The organism is Pseudomonas rhizozeae, assembly GCF_031583775.1.
GTDB lineage: Bacteria > Pseudomonadota > Gammaproteobacteria > Pseudomonadales > Pseudomonadaceae > Aquipseudomonas.
The window spans coordinates 1-24,577 of sequence record NZ_JAVLSB010000007.1 but is presented as its reverse complement, the minus strand read 5'-3'; the positions used below and the strand labels follow the sequence as shown (position 1 = coordinate 24,577).

At 61.0% G+C, this 24,577-nt stretch carries 22 protein-coding genes and 1 pseudogene; 15 read left to right on the top strand and 8 right to left on the bottom strand.

Annotated features, from left to right (window positions below; genetic code table 11):
- Positions 1-219 precede the first annotated feature (219 nt).
- Positions 220-2,559 carry a dermonecrotic toxin domain-containing protein gene (locus RG836_RS01230; protein WP_310842586.1) on the top strand — a complete coding sequence of 780 codons (2,340 nt, stop codon included), beginning with the start codon at positions 220-222 and terminating at the stop codon, positions 2,557-2,559.
- Between the two features lie 30 nt (positions 2,560-2,589).
- Here RG836_RS01230 and RG836_RS01225 read toward each other — a convergent pair whose 3' ends face one another.
- Positions 2,590-3,378 carry an IclR family transcriptional regulator gene (locus RG836_RS01225; RefSeq protein WP_310842585.1) on the bottom strand — a complete coding sequence of 263 codons (789 nt, stop codon included), beginning with the start codon at positions 3,376-3,378 and terminating at the stop codon, positions 2,590-2,592.
- 164 nt (positions 3,379-3,542) lie between these two features.
- On the opposite strand from RG836_RS01225, the gene hmgA reads away from it, so the two are divergent.
- Genes hmgA through maiA form a run of 3 tightly spaced genes read left to right on the top strand, consistent with a single transcriptional unit; the run spans position 3,543 to position 6,809 of the window.
- Complete coding sequence (hmgA, locus tag RG836_RS01220; protein ID WP_310842584.1) at positions 3,543-4,847, top strand: homogentisate 1,2-dioxygenase; 1,305 nt, start codon at positions 3,543-3,545, stop codon at positions 4,845-4,847.
- Between the two features lie 3 nt (positions 4,848-4,850).
- Complete coding sequence (fahA, locus tag RG836_RS01215; protein WP_310842583.1) at positions 4,851-6,155, top strand: fumarylacetoacetase; 1,305 nt, start codon at positions 4,851-4,853, stop codon at positions 6,153-6,155.
- Positions 6,156-6,167: 12 nt separating this feature from the next.
- Positions 6,168-6,809, top strand: coding sequence for a maleylacetoacetate isomerase (gene maiA / locus RG836_RS01210; protein WP_310842582.1), 642 nt, complete (start codon positions 6,168-6,170; stop codon positions 6,807-6,809).
- A gap of 42 nt (positions 6,810-6,851) precedes the next feature.
- Here maiA and RG836_RS01205 read toward each other — a convergent pair whose 3' ends face one another.
- Complete coding sequence (locus RG836_RS01205; RefSeq protein WP_310842581.1) at positions 6,852-7,655, bottom strand: SirB1 family protein; 804 nt, start codon at positions 7,653-7,655, stop codon at positions 6,852-6,854.
- Positions 7,656-7,840: 185 nt separating this feature from the next.
- Between RG836_RS01205 and RG836_RS01200 the strand changes: the two genes are divergently transcribed.
- Positions 7,841-8,860: a Leu/Phe/Val dehydrogenase gene (locus RG836_RS01200; RefSeq protein ID WP_310842580.1), complete on the top strand. Its 1,020-nt coding sequence runs from the start codon at positions 7,841-7,843 to the stop codon at positions 8,858-8,860.
- Between the two features lie 190 nt (positions 8,861-9,050).
- Here the strand turns inward: RG836_RS01200 and RG836_RS01195 are convergent.
- Positions 9,051-9,305 (bottom strand): annotated as a pseudogene (locus tag RG836_RS01195) (YebG family protein); the annotation flags it as partial.
- 277 nt (positions 9,306-9,582) lie between these two features.
- Here RG836_RS01195 and RG836_RS01190 point away from each other — a divergent pair.
- Positions 9,583-10,083: a phosphate-starvation-inducible protein PsiE gene (locus RG836_RS01190; RefSeq protein WP_310842579.1), complete on the top strand. Its 501-nt coding sequence runs from the start codon at positions 9,583-9,585 to the stop codon at positions 10,081-10,083.
- On the opposite strand, the gene RG836_RS01185 is transcribed toward RG836_RS01190, so the two are convergent.
- Positions 10,080-10,397: a DUF3509 domain-containing protein gene (locus RG836_RS01185; RefSeq protein WP_310842578.1), complete on the bottom strand. Its 318-nt coding sequence runs from the start codon at positions 10,395-10,397 to the stop codon at positions 10,080-10,082. The genes RG836_RS01190 and RG836_RS01185 overlap by 4 nt on opposite strands.
- Before the next feature lie 253 nt (positions 10,398-10,650).
- On the bottom strand, positions 10,651-12,027 hold the full coding sequence (locus tag RG836_RS01180) for an L-serine ammonia-lyase (protein WP_310842577.1): 1,377 nt from the start codon (positions 12,025-12,027) through the stop codon (positions 10,651-10,653).
- Positions 12,028-12,162: 135 nt separating this feature from the next.
- Between RG836_RS01180 and RG836_RS01175 the strand changes: the two genes are divergently transcribed.
- From RG836_RS01175 to RG836_RS01140, 8 genes are all read left to right on the top strand, one after another.
- Entirely contained in the window at positions 12,163-13,113 is a 951-nt protein-coding gene (locus RG836_RS01175) for a LysR substrate-binding domain-containing protein (protein WP_310842576.1), read from the top strand.
- Between the two features lie 196 nt (positions 13,114-13,309).
- On the top strand, positions 13,310-13,720 hold the full coding sequence (locus RG836_RS01170; protein ID WP_310842575.1) for an HPF/RaiA family ribosome-associated protein: 411 nt from the start codon (positions 13,310-13,312) through the stop codon (positions 13,718-13,720).
- A 211-nt stretch (positions 13,721-13,931) separates the two neighbouring features.
- Positions 13,932-14,234, top strand: a complete 303-nt coding sequence (locus RG836_RS01165; RefSeq protein WP_310842574.1) for a DUF3649 domain-containing protein — start codon at positions 13,932-13,934, stop codon at positions 14,232-14,234.
- Positions 14,234-15,814, top strand: coding sequence for a PepSY-associated TM helix domain-containing protein (locus tag RG836_RS01160; protein ID WP_310842573.1), 1,581 nt, complete (start codon positions 14,234-14,236; stop codon positions 15,812-15,814). Before RG836_RS01165 ends, RG836_RS01160 begins: the two co-directional genes overlap by 1 nt.
- Entirely contained in the window at positions 15,814-16,140 is a 327-nt protein-coding gene (locus tag RG836_RS01155; protein WP_310842572.1) for a DUF3325 domain-containing protein, read from the top strand. Before RG836_RS01160 ends, RG836_RS01155 begins: the two co-directional genes overlap by 1 nt.
- 16 nt (positions 16,141-16,156) lie before the next feature.
- Positions 16,157-16,726, top strand: a complete 570-nt coding sequence (locus tag RG836_RS01150; protein ID WP_409078048.1) for an RNA polymerase sigma factor — start codon at positions 16,157-16,159, stop codon at positions 16,724-16,726.
- Positions 16,723-17,712 carry a FecR family protein gene (locus RG836_RS01145; RefSeq protein ID WP_310842570.1) on the top strand — a complete coding sequence of 330 codons (990 nt, stop codon included), beginning with the start codon at positions 16,723-16,725 and terminating at the stop codon, positions 17,710-17,712. The genes RG836_RS01150 and RG836_RS01145 overlap by 4 nt, the downstream gene beginning before the upstream one ends.
- Before the next feature lie 163 nt (positions 17,713-17,875).
- Complete coding sequence (locus RG836_RS01140) at positions 17,876-20,314, top strand: TonB-dependent siderophore receptor (RefSeq protein WP_310842568.1); 2,439 nt, start codon at positions 17,876-17,878, stop codon at positions 20,312-20,314.
- Positions 20,315-20,461: 147 nt separating this feature from the next.
- On the opposite strand, the gene RG836_RS01135 is transcribed toward RG836_RS01140, so the two are convergent.
- The gene (locus RG836_RS01135; protein WP_310842567.1) at positions 20,462-21,337 is read right to left on the bottom strand and encodes an AraC family transcriptional regulator; all 876 of its coding nucleotides are present in this window, start codon (positions 21,335-21,337) and stop codon (positions 20,462-20,464) included.
- 138 nt (positions 21,338-21,475) lie between these two features.
- Here RG836_RS01135 and RG836_RS01130 point away from each other — a divergent pair, with 138 nt between their 5' ends.
- Positions 21,476-22,378: a DMT family transporter gene (locus RG836_RS01130; protein WP_310842566.1), complete on the top strand. Its 903-nt coding sequence runs from the start codon at positions 21,476-21,478 to the stop codon at positions 22,376-22,378.
- 23 nt (positions 22,379-22,401) lie between these two features.
- Here the strand turns inward: RG836_RS01130 and RG836_RS01125 are convergent, their stop codons facing one another.
- On the bottom strand, positions 22,402-22,911 hold the full coding sequence (locus tag RG836_RS01125) for a DUF2165 domain-containing protein (protein ID WP_310842565.1): 510 nt from the start codon (positions 22,909-22,911) through the stop codon (positions 22,402-22,404).
- A gap of 156 nt (positions 22,912-23,067) precedes the next feature.
- On the bottom strand, positions 23,068-24,042 hold the full coding sequence (locus RG836_RS01120) for a 2-hydroxyacid dehydrogenase (RefSeq protein WP_310842564.1): 975 nt from the start codon (positions 24,040-24,042) through the stop codon (positions 23,068-23,070).
- Between the last annotated feature and the right edge of the window lie 535 nt (positions 24,043-24,577).

The following is a 24,577-nucleotide window of genomic DNA, read 5'->3' as shown; positions in this document are numbered from 1 at the left end:
ACAAGGTTTGTTATTAATGTTTGTTAATCCTGCTTAAATGAATTGTAAGGGGTTCTGGCTTTTAATTGGTTGGGCCGATCAATAACGTTGTTCTGTGTCGGGAGGGCATAACGTCTTCCCACTTAGAACAAGGTGATTTGATAAATGATGGTAAATACTTCTTCCAGCGAGCGTGAAGCGAACCATAAGTTATGGCGCGAACAGTATGGTGAGCTTTCCATGCGCCGTTTCGTCGCACTGGAATCGGCCATGCTGGAAACCGCTGCAGAACTTCAACGGGTGATGGGGCCGCAGGCCTCGCTCACGGCTTATTCGCGTTTGCGTACGCAGCAATGGTTGAGCAGCATGGGCAGCGCATCGCTCGACCCAGACAAACTTTTTATCAAGAGTCGCTATCGATATCGCCTGGGTGGCCGGGAAGTGATTCACGACGAACGCCGTTCATTGACCGAGTACGCGATCGGCGGCCAGCAAGACAAGGACCGGATCAGCCTGACCTTTGAAGGCCAGACCTCTTCGAATGTCTCGTATTTCACGCTAGAGAACTGGCTGTCGTCAGTCGACATGCGCTCCGAATATGCGTTGAGCCTGATCGACAACCCTGTGCCGGCGGTGTACGAGGCCGCCCATGAGCACTGGGTGCGGCAAGTGGAGTTCACCCTGTTCTGCAACCTTACGGAACATCGTCTTGAGCGCTTCTGCGAGGAGTGGGTGCAGCGCTTGCTGCAAGGTGACCCGTCGCTCATGGTGCGTGGCATTGTGCTGCCGGGCACCGCTTCGCCCCTGAAGAATATGTTCGTTATCCACCAGAGGCGTGAGCCGCAAGGCCGTTGTGTGGTGTTTGCACCCGGTGCACCCAGCGGCAAGGCCTGGAATGTTTTTGAAAATATGGCGGACGTCACTGCTCATATCGGCACTTGGTGCCTACGCCATCCGGAATATATCTATCCGCAAGTGGGTAGTCGCTATCAACTGACCATGCGCCAGTTCTTCCGTGATCTGGCCAAAAACTACAACTTGTGGAATCGCCATCCGATCCAACTGGTTGAATACTCGGACACCATCGCGGGGCAGCCGTTATCCGGTTTTGTACTGGAAATGATTCGCTGGGACCGTTTTGAAAGTATTGAACTGGCGCCGCCTAACTATCGCAATGCCAATTATGATCAGCGGCAATATTACGCAAGCCTCAATACGCAACTTAAAGCGCTGTACACCGTTGAAGGTCGAGAGGCAGCACTTATTTCCTATGAAAAGTTTACGTATGACCTGATCAAGCAGCGCATTGAAGGTGTCCTGAAAGAGCGCGGCGAACAGGTCCAGGTCGATCCGGATTTGATCATGATTGAATTCGGCCCTGCGCAACGTGCGTCGTTGACCTCCGTGATCACTCAAGAGAAGGCGTTTTATGCGGCCGAGCATGAGCGCGATCCGACCAACAGCTACCCACGTTATCAACTGGCGGCGGGACATCCGCCCTTGAAGACCCTGGATATCCGCGATTTGGCAGGCTGGTCCCGCACGTTACGCCCCGGCGAGCAGTACATCGAGATGCTGCGCACGGTGCATTTGAACCCGCAGAGCCCGACTCACGTGTTTCATCGGGATGTGCATATCGAGCGCCAGTTCGCCGAGATGAACCGCGGCGCGCTATCGGCCTATTTCCAGGGACAGATCGACCGCGCGCAGTACGATGACTTCAAGCAGGCCATTGCCGCGTTGCGCACGCCGGACCGTTATGGCGGGCCGGTGATGGGCGACTACCCGGTGAATCAGGACAGCGTCTATCAGTTCCATCTGGGGCGGCGCCGGCCGGTGGAGGGTGTCTATGTGTTCCGGTTTGCCAGAGGTGGCGAGGTGCGCGATTACCTGTACACCCCGCAGGCGCCGGATGGCGTGTGGCTGCGCCCGCTGGACAACTTCGCCGGTTCGGTACGCTTCAGAGGCCTGCGGCAGTACTACCTCGACCGCCTGCATTACGTGGATCGTCCGCACGGCGTCGAATACTTCGATCAGATCGAAGCCACGACCAGTCACGTCAAAGCGCCGGACCTCGAGGTCAATAGCCGGGTCCGCGATTTTTCCAAGTGTTATGCACAGATGATCCTGCGGGTGATCGACGACGTGGATCGACAAACCACCAGCCTGGCTGAAATTATCACCAAGCTGACGTATGACTCGGTCATCTTGGCCGCGCAGGTAATCAGCCTGGTGATTCCGCCCGTCGGGTTGGCGGTAAGTGCAGTGCAGATCACCCGGAACATACTCGACGGTGCGCAGGCCTATCACTACCGGGATCAGGCCAAAGCCCTGGATCACTTCAAAGCGGCGCTGGTGGACCTGGCGACGCTGGGTTACGGCAAATACAAGGAATTGGGGCCAAAGGCGGTGACGTCCACCCAGAAAACCCTGATCGACCTCGCGGGCGATGTGAAGACGCTGGCGAGCCTGGTGTCGGCCGCCACCGGGCAAAAAGTCCCGCATGAAGTCTTGCTGGACATCGTCCGGGATCTATCGGCCAGCCATGGCCAGGCGTACAGCAAGACGCTGGTGCGCTAGTCCGGCGACCGACCTAGGGCGTGCAGGTTTTCAGGCGGATGGCTGGAAGCCCATCCGCCAACTCACGGCCCGGCTCGCCGCCAGCAAACGCTGCGCCGCCGGGCCATTTTCGTCGGCGTGGAACAGTGAGGCGGGGCCGACGATGGTCATCACCGCCGCAACCTTGCCCACTGCGTTGAACACCGGGGCCGACAACGCGTCCACGCCGGGCATCAACAAACCGTGGACGTGGTGCAGGCCGCGATCGCGGATCTGCTCCCGTAGCAGGGCGTAATCCCGCGGGTCGGCCAAGGGATGTGCGCCACTGGTCTGCACCTCTATCTCGCGTAATTCCTCGGTCTCGCGGTTCGGCAGGAACGCGCTGAACACCAGCCCGGTGGACGAACTGAGCAGCGGCAGCACCGAGCCCAGTTGCGTGACTACCGTGACCGCGCGCACCGCCGGTTCGATGTGCACGACGGTCGCGCCCTGATTACCCCATACCGCGACGAAGCAGGTTTCATTCAGTTCATCACGCAGCTCGGCCAGGGGCAGGGCGGCGACTTTCAACACGTCCATGCTGTTGAGCGCGGCCAGGCCGACGCGCAGCGCCTCGCGGCCGAGGCCGTAATGGTTGGTGGCCGGGTTTTGCTCGGCAAAGCCACTGGCGATCAGCGCTTGCAGGTAGCGATGGACCTTGCTCGCCGGCATCTGCACATGCTCGGCCAGGCGCGACAACGAGGTGGCGGGCGACAGTTGTGCCAGCGCCTTGAGGATGTCGGTGCCGACCTCTGCCGAGCGGACTTTCTGCTTACCGTTACTGTCGCTGGGCTTTTCCATGAAGGCACTTTGATCCAAGGCTGAATGGGCGTCTTTATAGCTTGACGGTCTTTGGCAATCAAATTACGTTGTGCGTAATTCGATTACGATAAAAATAACCCGAGCGTGCCATTTCTCCCATGCGGAGTGACAGGCCATGGCTCGACTCCCGTTCAGGAGGCTCCATGAACCCCGATGCAACTTCGCCAGCCCTGGCTTACCAGTCAGGCTTCGGCAATGAATTCAGCACCGAAGCCTTGCCGGGCGCCTTGCCGATCGGGCAAAACTCCCCACAAAAAGCGCCGTATGGCCTGTACACCGAGTTGTTCTCCGGCAGCGCTTTCACCATGCCGCGCAGTGAAGCCCGACGCACCTGGTTGTACCGTATTCAGCCATCGGCCAATCACCCGGCGTTCGTCAAACTTGAGCGGCAATTGGCCGGCGGACCGCTGGGCGAAGTGACGCCCAATCGCCTGCGCTGGAACCCGCTGGACATGCCAACCGAACCCACGGATTTCGTCGACGGACTGGTGAGCATGGCCGCCAACTCCGCCGCACAGAAACCGGCGGGCATCAGCATTTACAATTACCGCGCCAATCGCTCCATGGAACGAGTGTTCTTCGATGCCGACGGTGAGTTGCTGCTGGTGCCGCAGCAGGGACGGTTGCGCATCGCCACGGAACTGGGCGTGCTGGAACTGGAGCCGCTGGAAATCGCCGTACTGCCGCGCGGCTTGAAATTCCGCGTCGAACTGCTTGATGCCGAGGCCCGCGGGTACGTCGCCGAGAACCACGGCGCGCCGCTGCGCCTGCCAGACCTGGGGCCGATCGGCAGCAATGGCCTGGCCAACCCGCGGGACTTCCTGACCCCCGTGGCTCACTACGAACACCTGCAACAGCCCACCGCGCTGGTGCAGAAATTTCTCGGTGAACTGTGGGGCTGCGAGCTCAATCATTCGCCGCTGAACGTGGTCGCCTGGCACGGCACCAACGTGCCGTACAAATACGATCTGCGGCGCTTCAACACCATCGGCACGGTCAGCTTCGACCATCCCGATCCATCGATCTTTACCGTACTGACTTCACCGACCAGCGTGCATGGCCTGGCCAATCTCGATTTCGTGATCTTCCCGCCGCGCTGGATGGTGGCCGAAAACACCTTCCGCCCGCCGTGGTTCCACCGCAACCTGATGAACGAATTCATGGGCCTGATCCAGGGCGCCTACGATGCCAAGGCCGAGGGCTTCCTGCCCGGCGGCGCCTCGCTGCACAGTTGCATGAGTGCCCACGGCCCGGACGGTGAAACCTGCACCAAGGCGATCAACGCCACGCTGGCGCCGGGCAAGATCGACAACACCATGGCCTTCATGTTCGAGACCAGCCAGGTGCTGCGCCCGAGCCGCTTTGCCCTCGACTGCCCGCAACTGCAAAACAATTACGACGCTTGCTGGGCCTCGCTGCCTGCCACTTTCGACCCGACCCGGAGATAACCCATGCCCTCGACTTCCCCCCTGCGTAGCTGGGTTGCCTCCGCCAACGGCCATCGCGATTTCCCCCTGCAGAACCTGCCACTGGGGGTGTTCAGCCACAACGGCTCGGCGCCACGCAGCGGCGTGGCGATCGGCGAGCACATCTTCGACCTCGAAGCGGCGCTGGCCGCCGGTGTGTTCGAAGGCCTCGCACGCACGGCGGTCGAAGCCACCCGTGGCGGCCAGTTGAACGGCTTTTTCCAACTCGGTCGCGAGGCCCGCGTGGCATTGCGCGAGCGCCTGCTGGAGCTGTTCACTGAGGGCAGCACCCTGCACGGCAAGCTCGAAGCCCAAGGGGCGAAGTTGCTACCACTGGCGACGGACTGCCAGATGCACTTGCCGGCAAAGATTGGCGACTACACCGACTTCTACGTCGGCATTGAACACGCGCAAAACGTCGGCAAACTGTTCCGCCCGGACAACCCGCTGCTGCCCAATTACAAGCATGTGCCGATCGGCTATCACGGCCGTGCTTCCACCGTGCGCCCGTCCGGCACCGACGTGCGTCGGCCGAAGGGCCAGACCCTGCCCGCAGGGCACAGCGAGCCGACCTTCGGCCCGTGTGCGCGGCTGGACTTTGAGCTGGAGCTGGGCATCTGGATCGGCCAGGGCAACGACATGGGCGACTCGATTGAGATTGCCGACGCCGCCGATCACATCGCCGGTTACTGCCTGTTGAACGACTGGTCGGCGCGGGATATCCAGGCCTGGGAATACCAGCCGCTGGGGCCGTTTTTGTCGAAAAGTTTTATCACCAGTGTGTCGCCGTGGGTGATCACTGCTGAGGCGCTGGCGCCGTTCCGCCGAGCACAACCGGCGCGGCCCGACGGCGATCCGCAACCGCTGGCGTATTTGCTCGACCCACGGGACCAGGCCAGCGGTGCGTTCGACATCGAACTGGAGGTGCTGCTGACCACCGAATCCATGCGCGAAACAGGCCTGCCACCTCATCGCCTGACCTTGAGCAACACCCGGCACATGTACTGGACCGTGGCGCAAATGGTCGCGCACCACAGCGTCAACGGTTGCCAATTGCAGGCTGGCGATTTGTTTGGCTCGGGCACTTTGTCCGGACCGCATAACGACCAGTTCGGCAGCCTGCTGGAGATCACCGAGGGCGGCAAGAAACCGATCGAACTGGCCTCGGGCGAGGTGCGCAAGTTCCTTGAAGACGGCGATGAAATCATCCTGCGCGCCCGCTGCGTGCGCGAAGGTTTCGCTTCGATTGGCTTCGGCGAATGCCGAGGCACAGTGTTGCCGGCGCGTTGAGGAGAGCGGGGCATGGAACTCTATACCTACTACCGCTCGACCTCGTCCTACCGGGTGCGCATTGCCTTGGCGCTGAAGGGTTTGGACTACCGGGCGCTACCCGTCAATCTGGTAGCGGCTGACGGTGGTGAGCATCGGCAGTCGGCTTATCTGGCACTCAATCCACAAGGTCGGGTGCCGACATTGCGCAGCGACGAGGGTGCGTTACTGATCCAGTCGCCAGCGATCATCGAGTACCTGGAAGAGCGTTATCCACAGGTGCCGCTGTTATCCACAGACCTCATCCTTCGCGCGCACGAGCGTGGCGTCGCGGCGCTGATCGGTTGCGACATGCACCCGTTGCACAACGTCAGCGTGCTGAACCGCTTGCGTCAGCTCGGTCGTGATGAAGCACAGGTGCAGGAGTGGATCGAGCACTGGATCAGCCATGGGTTGGCGGCGGTAGAGCAACGGCTTGGCGATGCCGGTTATTGTTTCGGCCCGGAGCCGGGTTTGGCGGACGTGTATCTGATCCCGCAGCTGTATGCGGCGCAGCGGTTCAACGTTGCACTGGAGGCTTATCCGCGGATTCTTAGGGTGGCGGCATTGGCGGCGGCGCATCCGGCGTTTATCAAGGCGCACCCGGCGAATCAGGCGGATACGCCCAGCGCCTGAGCGGCAGTCATCGCGGGTGAGCGCGTCTAGAGTTTCGTGGATTCAGTGCACCACCGAATTCGGCGGCAAATGCCCCAGGCGTTCGGTCAGGCGCAGGCGCTGGATCGGGTCGTCGCTGAGCAGCAGCGCATGTTCCAGGTCAAAGCGCTCGGCGTTAGGGCAATCGAGCCGTTGATACAGGCTGGCGCGGGCGAGGTAATCAGCGGCGCTGGCGTTGCCCAGTTCGAGCACCCGTTCGGCGTCGATCAGAGCCGCGATGAAGTCGTCGTTGGCCAGGTGCAACTGCCGCAAGTTGCGCGACAGCCGTTGCAGCATTTGCAGCGGTTCGGCGGTCACCAGGTGTTCGGCGCTGAGCTTCATGTTCGCGCCGTACTGGCGTTGCAGTAGCTCGCGGCAATCATTGGGGTACAACCGGCGTCCGCCGCAAGGGTCGAGCAGGTGATCGGCGCCGGGGACTCGCAGCAGAAAATGCCCGGGGAAGTTGACGCCAGTCATGGGGATTTCCAGGCGTCGGGCCAGCTCCAGAGCGATCAGGCCGAGGGCCAGGGGTTGGCCGCGCCGACGCTCCAATACTTTGTCGACCAGCGCAGCCTGCGGCCGCAGCGGCGTGAAATCATCCTGAGCGAAACCCATGTCGTTCAGCCGTCGTAACATCGGTTGTGCCAACTCACTGACCGGCAGCATCGGCAAGCCACCGCTGACCCGTTGCTGCAAATCCTTGAGGTCGGACATCACTGTGTCCGGTCGCAGGCCCGGGTCATGTTCGGCCGCCATCCACAACGCCGCTTCGAAAAGCGCCGGAGGCGAGCGGTGCAGGCAGTCGAAAAAAGCTTGGCGCGGTGTCATCGGTATCTCCGGCGGTTGCCTCGTTTTTAGCCCGCTGGCCGCGATTCGTCCAGTGCTCTGCGCGGTGCACGGCCGGTTATGCCCGAAAGACTGGCCGGCGCGGGCGGTTATTCCGGTGCGCTTCAGCAATTTTCAAGCGCACGCCTATACTGGCGACTGACAAGAAGTGTTTCGGGAGCCCTACGATGTTCGCTCTCATGCAAAGCTCTTGCCTTGAATCGCTGCACTTAAGCGTAGACCCGGTCAGCGGGTTGAAGGCGGTCATTGCCATCCATTGCAGTCGACTCGGGCCCGCCCTGGGTGGCTGCCGTTATCTCGCTTACCCCGACGACGAAAGCGCGGTCGAGGACGCTGTGCGGCTGGCCCGTGGGATGAGCTACAAAGCTGCGCTCGCCGGCCTGCCGCAAGGTGGCGGAGTGGCGGTTATCGTTCGGCCTGCCCACGTCGAAAGCCGAGCCGCACTGTTCGAAGCGTTTGGCCGCTGCATCGAGCAACTGGACGGGCGCTACATCACCGCCATCGACAGCGGCACCTCGGTCGCGGATATGGACTGCATCGCCCAACAGACTCAGCACGTCACCAGCACCACCGCTTCGGGCGACCCCTCGCCGCATGCCGCCATGGGCGTATTCGCCGGGATCCGCACCACCGCCATGGCCCGTCTGGGCAGCGATAACCTCGAAGGCTTGCGCGTGGCGATCCAGGGCATGGGCAACGTTGGCTTCGCCCTGGCCGAACAACTGCACGCGGCGGGCGCCGAGTTGCTGGTCAGCGACATCGACCACGGCAAGGTGCAACTGGCGATGGAGCAACTGGGCGCGCACCCGATCGCCAACGATGCGCTGCTCAGCACCCCGTGCGACATACTCGCCCCCTGCGGTCTGGGCGGTGTGCTCAACAGCCACACGGTGGCGCAATTGCGCTGCTCGGCGGTAGCCGGTTCGGCGAACAATCAGTTGACCAGCCTGGACGTAGCCGACCAATTGGAGCGCCGCGGGATTCTGTATGCGCCGGACTATGTGATCAATGCCGGCGGTTTGATCTATGTGGCGCTCAAGCATCAAGGCGAAGAGTTGCCGACCATTACCGCGCACCTGTCGAAAATCCGTACCCGCCTGACGGAAATCTTCGCCCACGCCCAAGCGGAAAAACGCTCGCCAGCCAGAGTCGCGGACGAACTGGCGGAGCGCTTGCTGTACCGCTAAGCGCTACAAGGAAAAGAGCCTCACCCCGAAAAAATCCCAGCCATGAAAAAGGCCCTGAACGCAATGCTCAGGGCCATTTCAATTCGGCAGGTGCCTACTTTGCCGCTTTAGCGGCCTTGCTCGGCTTGGCCGGCGTCGGTGCCTCGGCCTCGACGTCTTCTTCCACGGCTGCAACCGGTGCCACGGGTTCAGCCGGAGCGCTGAGCAGTTCGGACAGCGCGTCCGGCTGGCTCTTGAATGCCTTGGCGAACACATCGCGGTTCTTGGCCATGTAGATCCCGGCTTCCTCCACTTGCTGTTCGCTCAGGGACGGCACGGCTCTTTGCAACACTTCAGCCAGCAACTCAGCGAGTTCGAGCATTTTGTCATGACGGTCAGCTTCGGCTTTATCCATGAACAAGCGCTCCAGATCTCGGCTGCTGCGGTATACCACTTCGACGGCCATTCACCACCTCACATGCCTTCACATTAGTTGTCTGTTTCGACCACTGTATTTATATACAGCGAAAAGGATAAGCGAATCCCTGCGCTTTGGGTAGTGGCTTTTTAATGTAGACCGAAATTGCCGTGAGTGACGCCGATGTGTACCCAGGTGCGACCAAACGCCACGGAGCGCCTTGGCCAGCACCTCGCCATGATGTCTCTGGCCTTTTTTCTGCATGCAGATCAACCGTCACGTCCAACCCGCATCATCCGGTCGAGCCGACCTAAGGAAGTACACCGTGAAAATCAATTGGGCCGAGAAACTGCGGCAGAACGTGCACCAACTCGCCGAGTCCCTGGGCAACCTGTTCGTTGAGACCTTCCACTACCTGGCGCTGTTCGCCATCGGCGCGGTTACGGCCTGGGCGGCGGTCATGGAATTCCTCGGCATGATTGAGGAAGGTCACATCAAGATCGACGACATCTTGCTGCTGTTCATCTACCTCGAACTCGGGGCGATGGTCGGGATTTACTTCAAGACCAACCACATGCCGGTGCGCTTCCTGATCTACGTGGCGATCACCGCGCTGACCCGGCTGCTGATCTCCAACGTCTCGCACCACAACCCGCCCGACCTGGGGATCATCTACCTGTGTGGCGGGATTCTGCTGCTGGCGTTCGCGATCCTGGTGGTACGTTACGCCTCGTCGAAATTTCCTTCGGTGAAAATAGAAAACCCGCACAGAAAAATCGGTGCGGGTTCCAGTGAACACGTTGAAGTGGAGAAGGGTGAACTCTAAAGCCCTACTCGGAACGGCAGGCGGGATTTGCTCGGTGGCGGCGGCAGGTTGAGGCTGTCGCCATCGGTCATGGCTTCGAGGATGGCCATGGCGCTGTGGCCCTGTTCGATGGCGATGCCGAATTGAATACTCTGTACCAATCGTTTCAAGCGCTGTGGATCGTTACGCTGTTCGCTGCTGATCATGCGTTTGGCGACGATACGCCCGGCGTTGGACAGGGTGAGCATGATGCTGCCGTCCAGGCCCTGGATACTCAGGTTGATCTGATACTCCGGTGCGAAGGCATCGGTAATGACTTGAAAAGGGTTGTCCATATTGCGTCACCGCCTGATTGAACGTGCAGTTGTTGACCGGCCGTGATCGTGATTAGTTCGCAACACCAGACCATCGGCACGTCGCTCGCTGAAAGGGCAAAAATCCTTTTAGCCTCGGTCAGAGCTATAGCAATCGGCATGCCGGGAATATTGTCGAACAATAAAATGGGCGTCAAAAAGATGAACGGTCGCGCTCGTCTTTTTTTTGACGGTCCGTTTGGGGGCAGGATCGCCGGTCGTGCCTCTTAACCGATCAGCATTCCACCCAATTCACGGCCAGGCCACCGCGCGACGTTTCCTTGTACTTGTCGTGCATATCGGCCCCAGTGTCGCGCATGGTGCGAATCACCCGATCCAGCGAGATGAAGTGCTTGCCGTCGCCGCGCAATGCCATCTGCGTGGCGTTGATTGCCTTCACCGCAGCGATAGCGTTGCGCTCGATGCACGGCACTTGAACCAGGCCGCCCACCGGATCGCAGGTCAGGCCGAGGTTATGTTCCAGGCCGATCTCGGCGGCGTTTTCTAGCTGTTCAGGCGTTGCGCCAAGAATTTCTGCCAGACCGGCCGCCGCCATGGCACAGGCAGAACCGACTTCACCCTGACAACCGACTTCAGCGCCGGAGATCGAGGCATTTTTCTTACACAGGATGCCGACGGCGGCCGCCGCCAGAAAGAACGAGACCACGTCGTCGTCGGACGCGTCCGGGTTGAATTTCATGTAGTAGTGCAACACGGCTGGAATGATCCCGGCGGCGCCGTTGGTGGGTGCGGTGACCATGCGCCCGCCAGCGGCGTTTTCCTCGTTGACGGCCAGGGCGAACAGGTTGACCCACTCCATGGCGGACAGCGTGGAACTGATGACATTCGGCTTGCCGATTTCTAACAGGCTGCGGTGCAGCTTCGCAGCACGGCGCGGTACGTTCAGCCCTCCCGGGAGAATGCCTTCGTGGCGCAGGCCTTGCTCGACGCATTCCTGCATCACCGACCAGATGCGCAGCAGACCCTGTCGGATTTCTTCATCACTGCGCCAGGCCCGTTCGTTGGCCATCATCAACTGGCCAACGCTCAAACCGTGTTGGTTGCACAGCGACAGCAATTCAGCGGCGCTGGAAAAGTCGTAAGGCAATTCGACGTCGCTTGTTGGCGCGATGCCGGACTCGGCTTCGGCCGCTTCGACGATGAAACCGCCGCCGACCGAGTAATAGGTTTGCTCGCACAATTCGCCGGTGTCACCGAATGCGGTGAGGGACATGGCGTTCGGGTGATAGGGCAAGGTTTCGTCGAGCAGCAGCAGATCGCGCGGCCAGTCGAAGGTAATGGTCACCTGACCTGCCAGGCTCAGTTGCTGGTTTTCGCGCAAGGATCGAATGCGGCTATCGATAGTGGTCGGGTCAACGCGATCCGGCCATTCGCCCATCAAGCCCATGACACAGGCGCGGTCGGTGGCATGGCCGACGCCGGTGGCGGAGAGTGAGCCGTACAACCGGACTTCCACGCGGCGCACGGCGTCAAGCAAACCCTGATCGCTGAGGGATTGGGCGAAGGTCGCAGCGGCGCGCATCGGGCCGACCGTGTGGGAGCTGGACGGGCCGATGCCGACCTTGAACAAATCAAAAACACTGATAGCCATGCTAAAGCCTCACAAGCAATGCAGTAAAAGTCGCTGCCATTTTTTGTAGGACAGGCGCAATAATGGCGATAGTGCGCTGGCCTTAGGGCCGTGACCAACGAAAGCTCCTAAGACAGTCTTTAGTGGTGCTAAACGATGAGTCGTCAACTGCATACGCAGACTTATGGCTTGCTGCATGTGTTTTCCTGCGCGGCCCGGCATCTGTCCTTCACTCGATGCGCCGAAGAACTGCACATCACACCGGGTGCGGTAAGCCAGCAGATTCGCCAGCTCGAGGAGCGCCTCGGGTTGCGCCTTTTTCATCGGCGTGCGCGCGGCGTCGAACTCAGCGCCGAGGGCCAGCGCCTGGCCATTACCGTCAACGAAGCCTATGGCAGCATTGACGCCGAACTGGCGCGGCTCGACTCCGGGATGATCAGCGGCACTTTGCGGCTGCGCTCGATTCCGTCGTTCCTCGGTAAGTGGCTGACACCGCGTTTGCCGCGCTTGCAGCAACGCTTTCCGGACATCCAGTTGCGGCTGGTGGCCGAGGACAGCAGCGTGGCGCTGCATGAAGGGGATTTCGACCTCGCCATCGACCTCAACGACGGCAGCTATCCGGGGCTGTTATCCACAGCCTTGCTGGATGAACAGATTTTTCCGGTGTGTGCGCCCAGCCTGTTGCGTGGTCGACCGCCGCTGCACGGTCCGGCGGACCTGGTGCACTTTCCGTTGCTGCACGACATCACTGCCTGGCGCGGCAGCTATGAATACGCGGAGTGGGCGTTCTACCTGGACGCCATCGGTTTCCACCATGCCGACGTGCGGCGCGGGCATACCTTCAATCGCAACCACCTGACCATCGAAGCAGCGATTGCCGGCATGGGTGTGGCGATCGCGCGGCGCACGCTGCTCAATGACGAACTGGAGCGTGGCGCATTGATCGTGCCATTCGGGCTGGCGGTGCCCAATCACAAACGTTACGTCTTGCTGTATGCGCCGGGCGCACTGAGCCATCCAAGCGTGCGCGCGGTGCACGACTGGCTGGTGGAAGAGGCGGGGATTTTTCGCGGCCTGCACCCGGTGGGCGAGGAGAATTACGAGTAATTGTGGCGGTTAAGCGGGGCGACCCAACTCCCGACCTTAACAGCGCTTTTTGCCGTTGTCCGGCTTTATTTGCGAATAGAAATTTATCTTTTTTTAGGGGTTGAATTGTTTGTCCGTCTGCCCAACTCTGTAATCAAGGGGTCACGAACTTATCGTCCAAGACCTCTCGCGAGCTAGCTGAAATAAGGGATGAACTATGCAAATCCAAGTCAACAGCGATAACCATATTCAAAGCAGCATCCGACTGGAGGAGTGGGTACGAACCACCATTGAGAGCACGCTCGACCGTTACGAAGAAGACCTGACTCGGGTCGAAGTCCATCTGCGCGACGAGAACGGCGATAAGCCCGGTCCGCACGATATACGCTGCCAACTGGAAGCGCGGCCAAAAGGCCACCAGCCGATTTCCGTTACCCATAAAGCCGATACCCTGGAACTGGCGATCGACGGGGCGGCTACCAAGCTGGAACATGCGCTGGAACATTTATTTGGCAAGTTGCGCGCCAAACCGCGTGCCGCCGTGGTGCCGTTCGAACGAGGCGCCCATGCCGATGTGTTGCTGGAAGAAGAATTTCTCGAGAACGAACAGGCTGCGCAAAACGGCTGAGGCCTGAGCCACTGTTTAAACTTCCCACTGAAAACGGGCCTGCATTTGCAGGCCCGTTTTGGTTTCTGGGCCAGCAAAAAATCAGGGAAAAGCCTCACCCGGAAACGGCAGACCATGCCCGTCAACGAGATAGGCGTGCAGACTCCTTTGCGTATGAGAATATTTATCATTAATATCGCCACCTTGTAACTTCCGGTTTCAAGGTCGATCCATGAAAAGCAAAGCCCCGTCGCTCCCGGTGTCCTATCGATTGGCCGTTACCTCGCGGGTAGTGGCAGCGGCGGTGGGCGGCTATCTGGTCGCTGCGTTGGCCAGTGTGTGCTTTTCGCTGCTGTTGCCAATCGCCCGGGCAGAAGCGGTGGTCAGCGGCATGATGCTGTCGTTCCTGTTTTACCTGCTGGCGGTGATCTGGTGTTTTGCCTGCCGCAGCGCGTGGCAGGCCTGGGGCGGGTTGCTGGCGGTCAGCGCCGTGTTGGGCGCTGTGGATGGTCTGGCTTACTGGATGGCGCACTGATGAAGGAAGGTTTCCGCCAGTCCATGGCATGGCTGCACACCTGGCTGGGGTTGGTGTTCGGCTGGTTGTTGTTTGCGATTTTCCTCACCGGCACCCTGGCGTATTTCAAGGACGAAACCACGCACTGGATGCAACCGGAAATCAGCGCGCGGCCGCTCAATCCGCAAGCCAGCGTGGCCAGCGCGCAACAGTATCTGCAGAAGCATGCCGCGAGCGCATCGCGCTGGTTTATTGGCCTGCCCGACGCCCGCGAGCCGGCGCTGTCGGTGATGTGGCAAACCGCAGGCAAGCCCGGCGAGCGCGGCAAGTTCACCGAGAAACACCTCGACCCGCAGACTGGCGACGAGGTCCAGGCCCGGGCCAGCAGCGGCGGCGAGTTCTTCTACCGCTTCCATTTCCAGCTGCAAATGCCGCATCCGTGGGGGCGTATGCTGGCCACGTTCGCCGCGCTGGTGATGTTCATCGGCCTGATCACCGGCATCATCACCCACAAAAAAATCTTCAAGGATTTCTTCACGTTCCGCCCGCGCAAAGGCCAGCGCTCCTGGCTGGACGGCCATAACGCGGTGGGCGTGCTGGTGCTGCCATTTCACCTGATGATCACTTACAGCAGCCTGATCATCTTCATGAGTCTGGTGATGCCGGCCAGCATCATTGCCTCCTATGGCAAAGACACCCAAACCTTTTTCAAAGAAGTGTTCCCTGCATCCGACACCGCCACGCCGTCCGGCCAGCCGGGGCAATTGTTGCCACTGGCGCCGTTGCTCGAACAAGCTCAGGCGCATTGGGACAATGGCCGGGTCGGCCGCCTGACCATCAACAACCCCGGCGATGCCAATGCCTCGGTTAACGTGTTCCGCGACGGCGCCGACAAGATCGCCCACGACTTTGGCAGCGCGGTGTCTTTTAACGGCACCACCGGGCAACTGCTGGGTGTGACACCGGAACAACCGCTGGCGATGGCCATTGGCGGCAGTTTTTATGGCTTGCACATGGGCCATTTCGCTGGGCCGGTGTGGCGTTGGGTCTACTTTGTTTTTGGTCTGGCGAGCACCGCATTGATCGGCACCGGGTTGGTGATCTGGCTCAGCAAGCGTTCGCTCAAACACGTCAAAAGTCGCGCTTTGCCCTTCGAATTGCGCCTGGTGCAGGTGCTGAACATCGCCGGCATGGCCGGGCTGGTAGTGGCGGTCGCGGTGTTCTTCTGGGCCAACCGTTTGTTGCCGCTGGAGCTGGCGGGGCGAGCGGATTGGGAAGTGAAGAGTTTCTTCATCGCCTGGGGCCTGGGCGTGTTGCACGCGGTGCTGCGTCCGGGGCGCAAAGCGTGGGTCGAGCAATTGGCGCTGGCGGCGCTGTTGTTCGCCGGGGTGCCGTTGCTGAATGCGCTGACCACGCCTTATCACTTGGCCAACAGCCTCGCCCAAAGCGATTGGGCCATGGCCGGTTTTGACCTGACGTGCCTGGGCAGCGGCGTGTTCCTCGCCTGGGCGGCGTGGAAAATGCACCGCGCCGGTCACACGGCGGTCAGCGCCAAACAACCGCGCGCGCATTCCATCAGCCTGAAGCAGGAACTCAACTGATGTGGCTTCCTTTGTTCCTGTGTTACGGCGGTTTCACCGCGTTGTGCCTGTCGATGGACCGGCACCACCGTGACCTGCTCGGCGCCAAGCCATCGCCGCGCCGACGCCGGACCCTGCAAATCGGCGGCTGGTTGTTGCTGCTGCTGTCGCTGTGGGTGGCAATGGCGCTCAAAGGCTGGGCGCTGGGGTTGGTGCTGTGGTCGGCGGTGTTGATGGCCAGCGGTCTGGCGCTGGTGTTGCTGTTGCCGTATTGGCCGCGTCTGGCGTTGGCGCTGGCGGGGGTGAGCCTGCTGCTCAGCCCGGTGGCCGCGTTCGTGCCGCTGTAACCGACAGCGCGTGTTGATGAGCCTTCCTCCCGATTCCCAAGACGCCGACAGCGCCGAGCAGCGAGGCGGTCGCGCGCATTTTCTACGGGTGTTTCTGTCCCAGCGCTCGCAGATGGAAGCGCTGGTGAGTCGGCGCGTGGGCTGTCGGGCGACGGCAGCGGACCTGGTGCAGGATTTGTTCCTGCGCTTCTGGCGGCGACCTCTGGTGCAAGTGGAAGAACTCAGCACCTACTTGCTGCGCTGCGCCGGCAACATTGCCATCGACCATCTGCGCAGCGAAGGCACGCGGGTGCGGGTCAACGAAGGTTGGGCGCCGGACGAGCCCGACAGCCAGGGCAGCGAACCCCAAGCGGCGCTGGAGGCGGGCAACGATTTGCGGCATGTCGAAGCGGCGTTGCGCGCCTTGCCTGAGCGCACGCGGCAGATCTTTTTGCTCAATCGCATTCACGGTCGCAAGTACGCGGACATCGCCAAGGCTATGGGCTTGTCCCAAAGTGCCGTGGAAAAACATATGATGCGCGCCCTCGACGCTTGCAAGGCCAGCCTGCGAGAACCCCCACCGCGCACGCCAAGGAATGCCCCGTGAACCCTTCCGCCCGCATCACGCCGACGCCTGCCCAGGAGCAGGCCGCCCTGGCCTGGTTGAGCCTGTTGCATGACCAGCCCAGCAGCGGCGATCAAGCGACCTTCAGTCGATGGCTGCAAGCCGATCCCGCCCACGCCGAGGCCTACGCCCAGGCACAAGTGCTGTGGGAATTGAGTGAAGTGCCAGCCAGAACCCTGGCCGATGAAGACGCGCTGGCGCTGCAGGGTTACTTGAATGCAATGAACCCTGCGCGTCGCTCAAGCGTCAGGCGCTGGTCTGGTGCGCTGGCGATGGCCGCGTGCCTGCTGATGATGATCGCGGTAGGTGCCGGTTGGCAGCCGAGCCGTTGGCTGGATGATCTGGGCGCCGATTACGTCTCGGCACCGGGGCAGGTACGCACCGTGACCCTGGCCGATCAGTCGCAAGTCACACTCGATGCCGACAGTGCGATTGCCGTGGATTTCAGCGGTGGCGAACGGCATGTGCGGTTGCGCCGAGGCGCCGCTTTTTTCCGCGTGACCCACACCGGCGAGCCGTTTGTGGTCGACGCCGAACAGGGCCAGGCGCGGGTCCTGGGCACGCAATTCGAGGTTCGTTTGTTGCCGGTCGGCGCGCAAGTCACGGTGCTGTCCGGGAGGGTCGCGGTGACGGCGCAGCATGGCGCGGCGCCGCAAGTGCTGAGTGCTAATCAACAAGTGGCGTATGGCGCCGGCAGTGCCGCCACCTTGCACGCCGCCGACAGCGAGGGGCAATTGGCCTGGCGCCAGGGCTGGTTGAATTACTACAAGGCCAGCCTGGCGGAAGTGGTGGAGGATTTGCGTCGTTACTACCCCGGTCGCATCGTCGTGCTCAACGATGAACTGGCGGCGCGCCGGGTCAGTGGCAGCTTTCCGAGTCAGGACCCGCAAGCGGTGCTGGCGTCGTTGCAAAGTGCGATGGGGTTTGAGCAGCACAGTGTGATGGGGCGGCTGATTATTTTGCGGTAAATCCGTTGCCCCCTTCGCGAGCAGGCTCGCGCCCACCCTGGAAAGCGATCTGCTCGGCAAAATAATTTCAAAAAAGGGGTGAGGTAAACCACAGCGCCAACCGTGTAGTGACTGAAACTGCGAGTCGTTCGCATCCGTAGTGGTTCTACACAGGTCATGAGCAATGAAGTCCAGGGCAAAATCGGTGGCAGGTCGTTCGTTCACACACAGGGTTGGCGTTTGCGTGATTGCGGTCTCGGCGTTGGCGTTGCTGCCCCTGAGCCTGGCGCTCGCGGCGGACGCCGCCGGCATGCAGCACAGTGCGCCGTTCAATTTCGCGATGGCCGCCAAGCCGCTGCCCCAGGCATTGAGCGACTTCAGCCGGATCACCGGCATCAGTGTGGTCTACACCGACGAAGCGCCTTACGGCCTGACCGCGCCGGCGCTGAATGGCCCGTTCAGCGCTGAACAAGCCCTGCAGCGCTTGCTGAGCACATCGGGCTTCACCTTCCGCCGCGCTGACGCCCGCACTCTGGTGCTGGAACCGCTGCCCACTGACGGCGCACTGAACCTCGGCGCCACCACCATCACTTCGCTGGTGCAGGATTCGACCAGCTATCAGCCACCGCCCACCAGTTCGGTGATGCGCTCGTCGGCACCGCTGCAAGAGATTCCGCAAACCATCAACGTCGTCGCCGCTCAAGTACTGCGTGACCAGGCGCCGCGCAACCTTGATGACGCCTTGGCCAACGTCAGCGGCATCACTCAGGGCAACACCTTGGCCAGCACCCAGGACTCAGTAATGACTCGTGGTTTCGGCGATAACCGCAACGGTTCGATCATGCGCGACGGCATGCCGCTGGTGCAGGGCCGTGGCCTGAATGCCTCGGTGGAGCGGGTCGAAGTGCTCAAGGGCCCGGCCTCGTTGCTGTACGGCATTCAGGACCCCGGCGGTGTGGTCAACCTGGTCAGCAAGAAACCTGAGCAAACGCCGTACAACGCCCTGACCCTGCGCGGTTCAAGCTACGGCGACGGCAAGAACGGCAGCGGCGGCACCTTCGATAGCACCGGTGGCCTGGGCGATACCGGCTTGGCTTATCGGCTGGTGCTGGACCACGAGGACGAAGACTACTGGCGCAATTTCGGCACCCACCGCGAAAGCCTGGTGGCGCCGTCGCTGTCCTGGACCGGGGACAGCACCACGCTGTTGTTCGCCTACGAACACCGGGAATTCCTCACCCCGTTCGATCGCGGTACGTTGATCGATCCGCGCACTAACCACCCGCTGGACATCTCGCGCAACGAGCGACTCGACGAGCCCTTCAACGACATGGAGGGGCGCTCTGATCTGTACCGTTTCGAAGCCGATCACGAGCTCAACGACAACTGGAAAGCCCACCTCGGCTACAGCTGGAACCGCGAGACCTACGACGCCAGCCAGGTGCGCGTCACCGCCATCGACACCCGTCGCGGCACCCTGACCCGCAGCATGGACGGCACCCACGACGCGCTCTCCACCGACCGTTTCGCCACCGCCAGCCTCGAAGGCAAGGTCGACGTCGCCGGTATGCGGCACGACTTGGTGTTCGGCATCGATGACGAGTACCGCAAAATCTACCGCGCTGACCTGATCCGCCAGCGCAGCCTGAGCACCTTCAGCTACGTCAACCCGGTCTATGGCCGCGAAGTTGAAGGCACCACCGTTAGCCCGGCCGACAGCGCGCAGACCGATGTGCTGCGCAGCAACTCGCTGTTCCTGCAGGACTCGATCCACCTCACCGACCAATGGATTCTGGTGGCGGGCGGGCGCTTCCAGATGTACGACCAATACGCCGGCAAGGGTGTGCCGTTCCAGGCCAACACCGACAGCAACGGTCAGAAGTGGGTGCCGCGCGCCGGCCTGGTTTACCGCTATACCGATGAATTGTCGTTCTACGGCAGCTACACCGAATCGTTCAAACCCAACTCGACAATCGCGCCGTTGTCCGGCAGTAGCACGGTGCTCGATGGCAGCATTGCTCCGGAGGAAGCCAAGGCCTGGGAGCTGGGGGCGAAGCTCGATATTGCGGGGCGCGTCACCGGCAACATCGCGCTGTTCGACATCAAGAAACGCAACGTGCTGGTGGCCAACGCCGAAGGCCCCACCACGCTGTACAGCGCTGCAGGCGAAGTGCGTTCGCGAGGCCTGGAAATCGACCTCAGCGGTCAACTCACCGAGCGCTGGAGCCTGATCGGCAGCTACGCCTACACCGACGCCGAAGTCACCAAGGACCCGGACTATCAGGGCAATCGCCTGCAAAACGTGGCGAAGAACAGCGGTTCGCTGTCGGCGGTGTATGACTTCGGCAGCCTGGTCGGCGGTGACCAGTTGCGCATCGGCGCCGGGGCGCGTTACGTCGGCGAGCGTGCCGGCAACGCGGTCAACGATTTCGACCTGCCGGGCTACACCGTGGCCGACGCCTTCGCCACCTACGACACGCAACTCGACGGGCAGAAGGTCAAGTTCCAGCTCAACGTGAAGAACCTGTTCGACCGCACCTACTACACCTCGGCGGCGAGTCGGTTCTTTGTGTCGATGGGGGATTCGCGGCAGATTTCGTTGTCGAGTACGTTGGAGTTCTGATCGGAGACCGCGTTATCGTTCATCGCGGGCAAGCCACGCTCCCACAGGTTTTGTGGTGTTCATACGTGAGTGTTCACACCACAAAACACTGTGGGAGCGGGCTTGCCCGCGAAGGCGTCGGTGCAGACGCCAACAATCCTGATCTGGCTAGCGCAAAAACGCCAACCGATACTCCCCCGGCGTCCCGCCCAACACCTGGCGGAACCGGTTGGTGAAATGGCTGGCACTGGCAAACCCGCAGGCCAACGCAATTTCGCCCAGTGGTAACGCTGTGGTGCGCAGCAGTTCGCGGGCGCGGGTCATGCGCCGGGCCAGCAGGTATTGATGGGGCGGCAAGCCGAAGCTTTCGCGGAACATGCGGGCGAAGTGGTATTCCGACAACGCGCACATCGCCGCCAGTTGCCCGAGGCTGATCGGCTCGGCCAATTGGCTGTCGATAAATTCCACCAGGCGCCGCCGCTGATGCGCAGCCAATCCGCCCTTGAGGCGCAAGCCCTGGCGCGGGTTGACCTGGTTGAGCAGAGCATGGCTGAGCACTTCGTGCGCCAGGCTGCTAGTGAGCAGGCGCTCGCCCGGCTCATCCCAGTTAAGGGTGATCAGTTGCCGAAAGCGCTGGGCTTGCAGCGGGTCTTCGAGAAAGGTCTGTTCGCGTAGCTGCAATTCTCGCGGCTCGCGATCCAGTAGCGTGACGCAGCCCAGGGCGAACTGCTCCGGGCTGACATACAGATGCGCCAGGCGAATGCTGCCGTTGATCACCCAACCGGACTGGTGGTCCGCCGGCAAGATGCACAACTTGTCCGGGCCGCCCTTAGTCCCAGGCTGACCCCGGCGAAAGGTGCCGGTGCCGCCGGCGATGTAGCACGACAGCGTGTGATGGCTTGGCGCTTCGTATTCCTGGGCATCGTGATGGTTGCTCCACAACGCCGCCGACAAGCCGTCACCGAGTTCGGCACTGTGCTCCAGGTGAGCATTCGGCGAACGGTTAAGGGCTTGAAAGACTTGCAGGGTTTCCAGTGCGGGCATGATCGCTTCTCTCCGACGCCTTGCATCCTACTCCGTCAACTGCCGCCTGCCAGCCCGGCGCCCGACAAAAGCGCAAGTTTATGCAAGCGCCACCCCGCGAACCCGACGGAGACTGAGCGTCTATTGAGGAGCTATGCCATGAACCTGTCGTTGTATTTGCTGACCGTGCTGATCTGGGGCACCACCTGGATCGCCCTGAAACTGCAATTGGGCGTGGTGGCGATTCCGGTGTCGATCGTTTACCGCTTCGGCCTGGCGGCGCTGGTGCTGTTCGTGATGTTGCTGCTCAGCCGTCGCCTGCAAGTGATGAACCGGCGCGGACATCTGATTTGCCTGGCCCAGGGCTTGTGCCTGTTCTGCGTCAATTTCATGTGCTTCCTGACCGCTAGCCAGTGGATCCCCAGCGGTCTGGTGGCGGTGGTGTTCTCCACGGCGACCCTGTGGAACGCCCTGAACGCTCGGGTGTTTTTCGGCCAGAAAATTGCCCGTAACGTGCTGTTGGGCGGTGCGCTGGGGTTGATGGGCCTGGGCTTGTTGTTCTGGCCGGAACTGGCCGGCCACGCCGCCAGCCCGCAAACCTTGCTCGGCCTGGCTCTGGCCTTGTTCGGCACGCTGTGTTTTTCCGCCGGCAACATGCTCTCGAGCCTGCAACAGAAGGCCGGGCTCAAACCATTGACCACCAACGCCTGGGGCATGGCCTATGGCGCGGCGATGCTGACGGTCTGGTGCCTGATCAAGGGCATCCCGTTCGACATGGAATGGAACACGCGGTATATCGGCTCGCTGCTGTACCTGGTGATCCCGGGTTCGGTGATCGGCTTCACCGCCTACCTGACCCTGGTCGGGCGCATGGGCCCGGAACGGGCGGCGTACTGCACGGTGCTGTTCCCGGTGGTGGCGTTGAACGTGTCGGCTTTCGCCGAAGGCTATCAATGGACAGCACCGGCCCTTGTGGGGCTGGTGCTGGTAATGCTGGGCAACGTGTTGGTATTTCGCAAACCCAGAGCGGCAGTGTTACCGGGTCACGGCAAACTGGCTTGAAGCAGAGCGAAGATCGGGCGCACTCAGCGCTCGGTCTTCAGTGTTATGTAGACCAGTAACGGAAAGATGAAATCGACGATATGCCGCGCCCAGTCTTGGTAGTTCCAGTCGGTGGATTCGTCCATGTTGAACCATTCGACGCCAATGACTTGCAGGCACACGTAATAAGTGAAGATGGCAATCAGTAAACCGGCAATCGAAAATTTTTTGGCTTCATGAAAGTCTTTTGCGCTGCTGTTGATAGTGCGAAACAACTGATAAGTGCCCAATAGGCAATACAGGGTGTAAATCACTTCCAGCGTGATGATTGCCCAGTAAATCCGGTGGTGCATCATTGGTGAGGTGATGGCCCGGTAGCTGTAGCGCACTTTGTCTGACACGGTGTCCATGCTCAGAATATGTGCGACATATTCATGGTTGACCGAGTAGTCGGTGAAGTTGCTGTACATCATTAACAATCCGAAGAAACTGAAGAAAGCCATTAATAAGGCTTTGCTGACACGGATAAGTTGGTCGGTGCTCGAGAAAATCAAGGTAGGTGTTCTCCATAACTAAATACCATGAGGGGTAAAGCCGGGAGAGTTTATAGCGCGCTCGGAATAAACGGTGTGACACTCATTTGCAAGTTGTGTAGTTGTACCAGTTAGTTAGAAGAATGCCGGGCGGGCAAGTCGCCCGCCCGGCGTCGATCAGCTTTTCCACACCTGCGGGTTCACCAGATCCTGCGGGCGCTGGCCGAGCAGGGCGCTGCGCAGGTTTTCCAGCGCACGGTTGGCCATAGCCTCACGGGTTTCGTGGGTGGCCGAGCCGATGTGCGGCAAGGTCACGGCGTTCTTCAACTGGAACAGTGGCGATTCGGCCAACGGTTCTTTCTCGTAGACATCCAGCCCGGCGCCGCGAATCTGGCCTTTTTGCAGCGCTTCGATCAGCGCCGGCTCATCGACAATCGGCCCGCGTGCGATGTTGATCAGGATCGCGCTCGGCTTCATCAGTGCCAGTTCGCGGTGGCTGATCAGGTGCCGGGTTTTATCGCTGAGCGGCACCACCAGGCAGACGAAATCCGCTTCGGCGAGCAACTGGTCGAGGCTGCGGAATTGCGCGCCCAACTCGGTTTCCAGCTCGTGCTTGCGGCTGTTGCCGCTGTACAGGATCGGCATGTTGAAACCCAACCGACCGCGCCGTGCGATGGCCGCGCCGATGTTGCCCATGCCGACGATGCCGAGGGTCTTGCCGTGCACATCGCAGCCAAACAACGGCGCGCCGACACTGGCTTGCCACTGGCCGGCCTTGGTCCAGGCATCCAGTTCAGCGACCCGGCGTGCGCTGCTCATCAGCAACGCGAAACCCAGGTCGGCGGTGCTTTCGGTCAGCACGTCGGGGGTGTTGGTGAGCATGATCCCGCGCTCGTTGAAGTAGGCCACGTCGTAGTTGTCGTAGCCGACCGAAACGCTGGACACGACTTCCAGCAGCGGGGCGTTTTCCAGCGGTGTACGGCCCAGTTTGCGACCGACGCCGATCAGGCCATGGGCGTGGGGCAGGGCTTCGTTGAACTGGGCGTTGATGTCACCGTTTTTCGGGTTCGGCACGATCACGTCGAAGTCGTGTTGCAGGCGTTCAACCATTTCCGGGGTGACGCGGCTGAAGGCGAGGACGGTCTTTTTCATGGCACGAGGGCTCGTCGGGCTTTGGGAATGGGAAGCACGCTAACATTCTTTTTGGGGGGTGGGGCAATTTGTGCTGTTGGTTGGGTGGGCTTATCCATTGCTGCGGTAAGGGCTGCTTATGGTTTCGCCTTTACGGCGAGGCGAGCTGACACTCGACCTGATGGGGTACGCAATCCTCGAGATATACGCGGACAATGTGGGAGCTGCGGTGCGACGATTCGACTTGCCAGCGATGGCGGCCTGACTGCCAACCAAGCACTATGGGTTTCACCGCAAACCATTGTGGCGAGGGAGCATGCTCCCGCTGGGTGGCGAAGCCGCCCCAAACCCTGAGCCCCCGACTTCACTGACAACACGAGTCGCCTGGTGATGGGCTTGCTGCGCAAGCCAGCGGGAGCAAGAGGGTGTACATATCCATTGCTGCGGTAACGGCTGCTGACGGTTTCGCTCTTACAGCGAGTCACCTTTTTCAAACGCCAAAAAGGTAACCCAAAAGGCTGCCCCTGACGTACGGCCCCTCGCTGAGGCTCGGGGT

Excerpts from the sequence above, each read along its gene's own strand:
- RG836_RS01165 (WP_310842574.1), top strand. The coding sequence starts at position 13,932 with ATGAAAAGCAAAGCCCCGTCGCTCCCGGTGTCCTATCGATTGGCCGTT.
- RG836_RS01140 (WP_310842568.1), top strand. The coding sequence starts at position 17,876 with ATGAAGTCCAGGGCAAAATCGGTGGCAGGTCGTTCGTTCACACACAGG.
- RG836_RS01230 (WP_310842586.1), top strand. The coding sequence starts at position 220 with ATGCGCCGTTTCGTCGCACTGGAATCGGCCATGCTGGAAACCGCTGCA.
- RG836_RS01150 (WP_409078048.1), top strand. The coding sequence starts at position 16,157 with ATGAGCCTTCCTCCCGATTCCCAAGACGCCGACAGCGCCGAGCAGCGA.
- RG836_RS01180 (WP_310842577.1), bottom strand. The coding sequence starts at position 12,027 with ATGGCTATCAGTGTTTTTGATTTGTTCAAGGTCGGCATCGGCCCGTCC.
- RG836_RS01120 (WP_310842564.1), bottom strand. The coding sequence starts at position 24,042 with ATGAAAAAGACCGTCCTCGCCTTCAGCCGCGTCACCCCGGAAATGGTT.
- RG836_RS01225 (WP_310842585.1), bottom strand. The coding sequence starts at position 3,378 with ATGGAAAAGCCCAGCGACAGTAACGGTAAGCAGAAAGTCCGCTCGGCA.
- RG836_RS01175 (WP_310842576.1), top strand. The coding sequence starts at position 12,163 with ATGAGTCGTCAACTGCATACGCAGACTTATGGCTTGCTGCATGTGTTT.
- RG836_RS01135 (WP_310842567.1), bottom strand. The coding sequence starts at position 21,337 with ATGCCCGCACTGGAAACCCTGCAAGTCTTTCAAGCCCTTAACCGTTCG.
- fahA (WP_310842583.1), top strand. The coding sequence starts at position 4,851 with ATGCCCTCGACTTCCCCCCTGCGTAGCTGGGTTGCCTCCGCCAACGGC.
- RG836_RS01200 (WP_310842580.1), top strand. The coding sequence starts at position 7,841 with ATGTTCGCTCTCATGCAAAGCTCTTGCCTTGAATCGCTGCACTTAAGC.
- RG836_RS01130 (WP_310842566.1), top strand. The coding sequence starts at position 21,476 with ATGAACCTGTCGTTGTATTTGCTGACCGTGCTGATCTGGGGCACCACC.
- RG836_RS01160 (WP_310842573.1), top strand. The coding sequence starts at position 14,234 with ATGAAGGAAGGTTTCCGCCAGTCCATGGCATGGCTGCACACCTGGCTG.
- maiA (WP_310842582.1), top strand. The coding sequence starts at position 6,168 with ATGGAACTCTATACCTACTACCGCTCGACCTCGTCCTACCGGGTGCGC.
- RG836_RS01170 (WP_310842575.1), top strand. The coding sequence starts at position 13,310 with ATGCAAATCCAAGTCAACAGCGATAACCATATTCAAAGCAGCATCCGA.
- hmgA (WP_310842584.1), top strand. The coding sequence starts at position 3,543 with ATGAACCCCGATGCAACTTCGCCAGCCCTGGCTTACCAGTCAGGCTTC.
- RG836_RS01205 (WP_310842581.1), bottom strand. The coding sequence starts at position 7,655 with ATGACACCGCGCCAAGCTTTTTTCGACTGCCTGCACCGCTCGCCTCCG.
- RG836_RS01185 (WP_310842578.1), bottom strand. The coding sequence starts at position 10,397 with ATGGACAACCCTTTTCAAGTCATTACCGATGCCTTCGCACCGGAGTAT.
- RG836_RS01155 (WP_310842572.1), top strand. The coding sequence starts at position 15,814 with ATGTGGCTTCCTTTGTTCCTGTGTTACGGCGGTTTCACCGCGTTGTGC.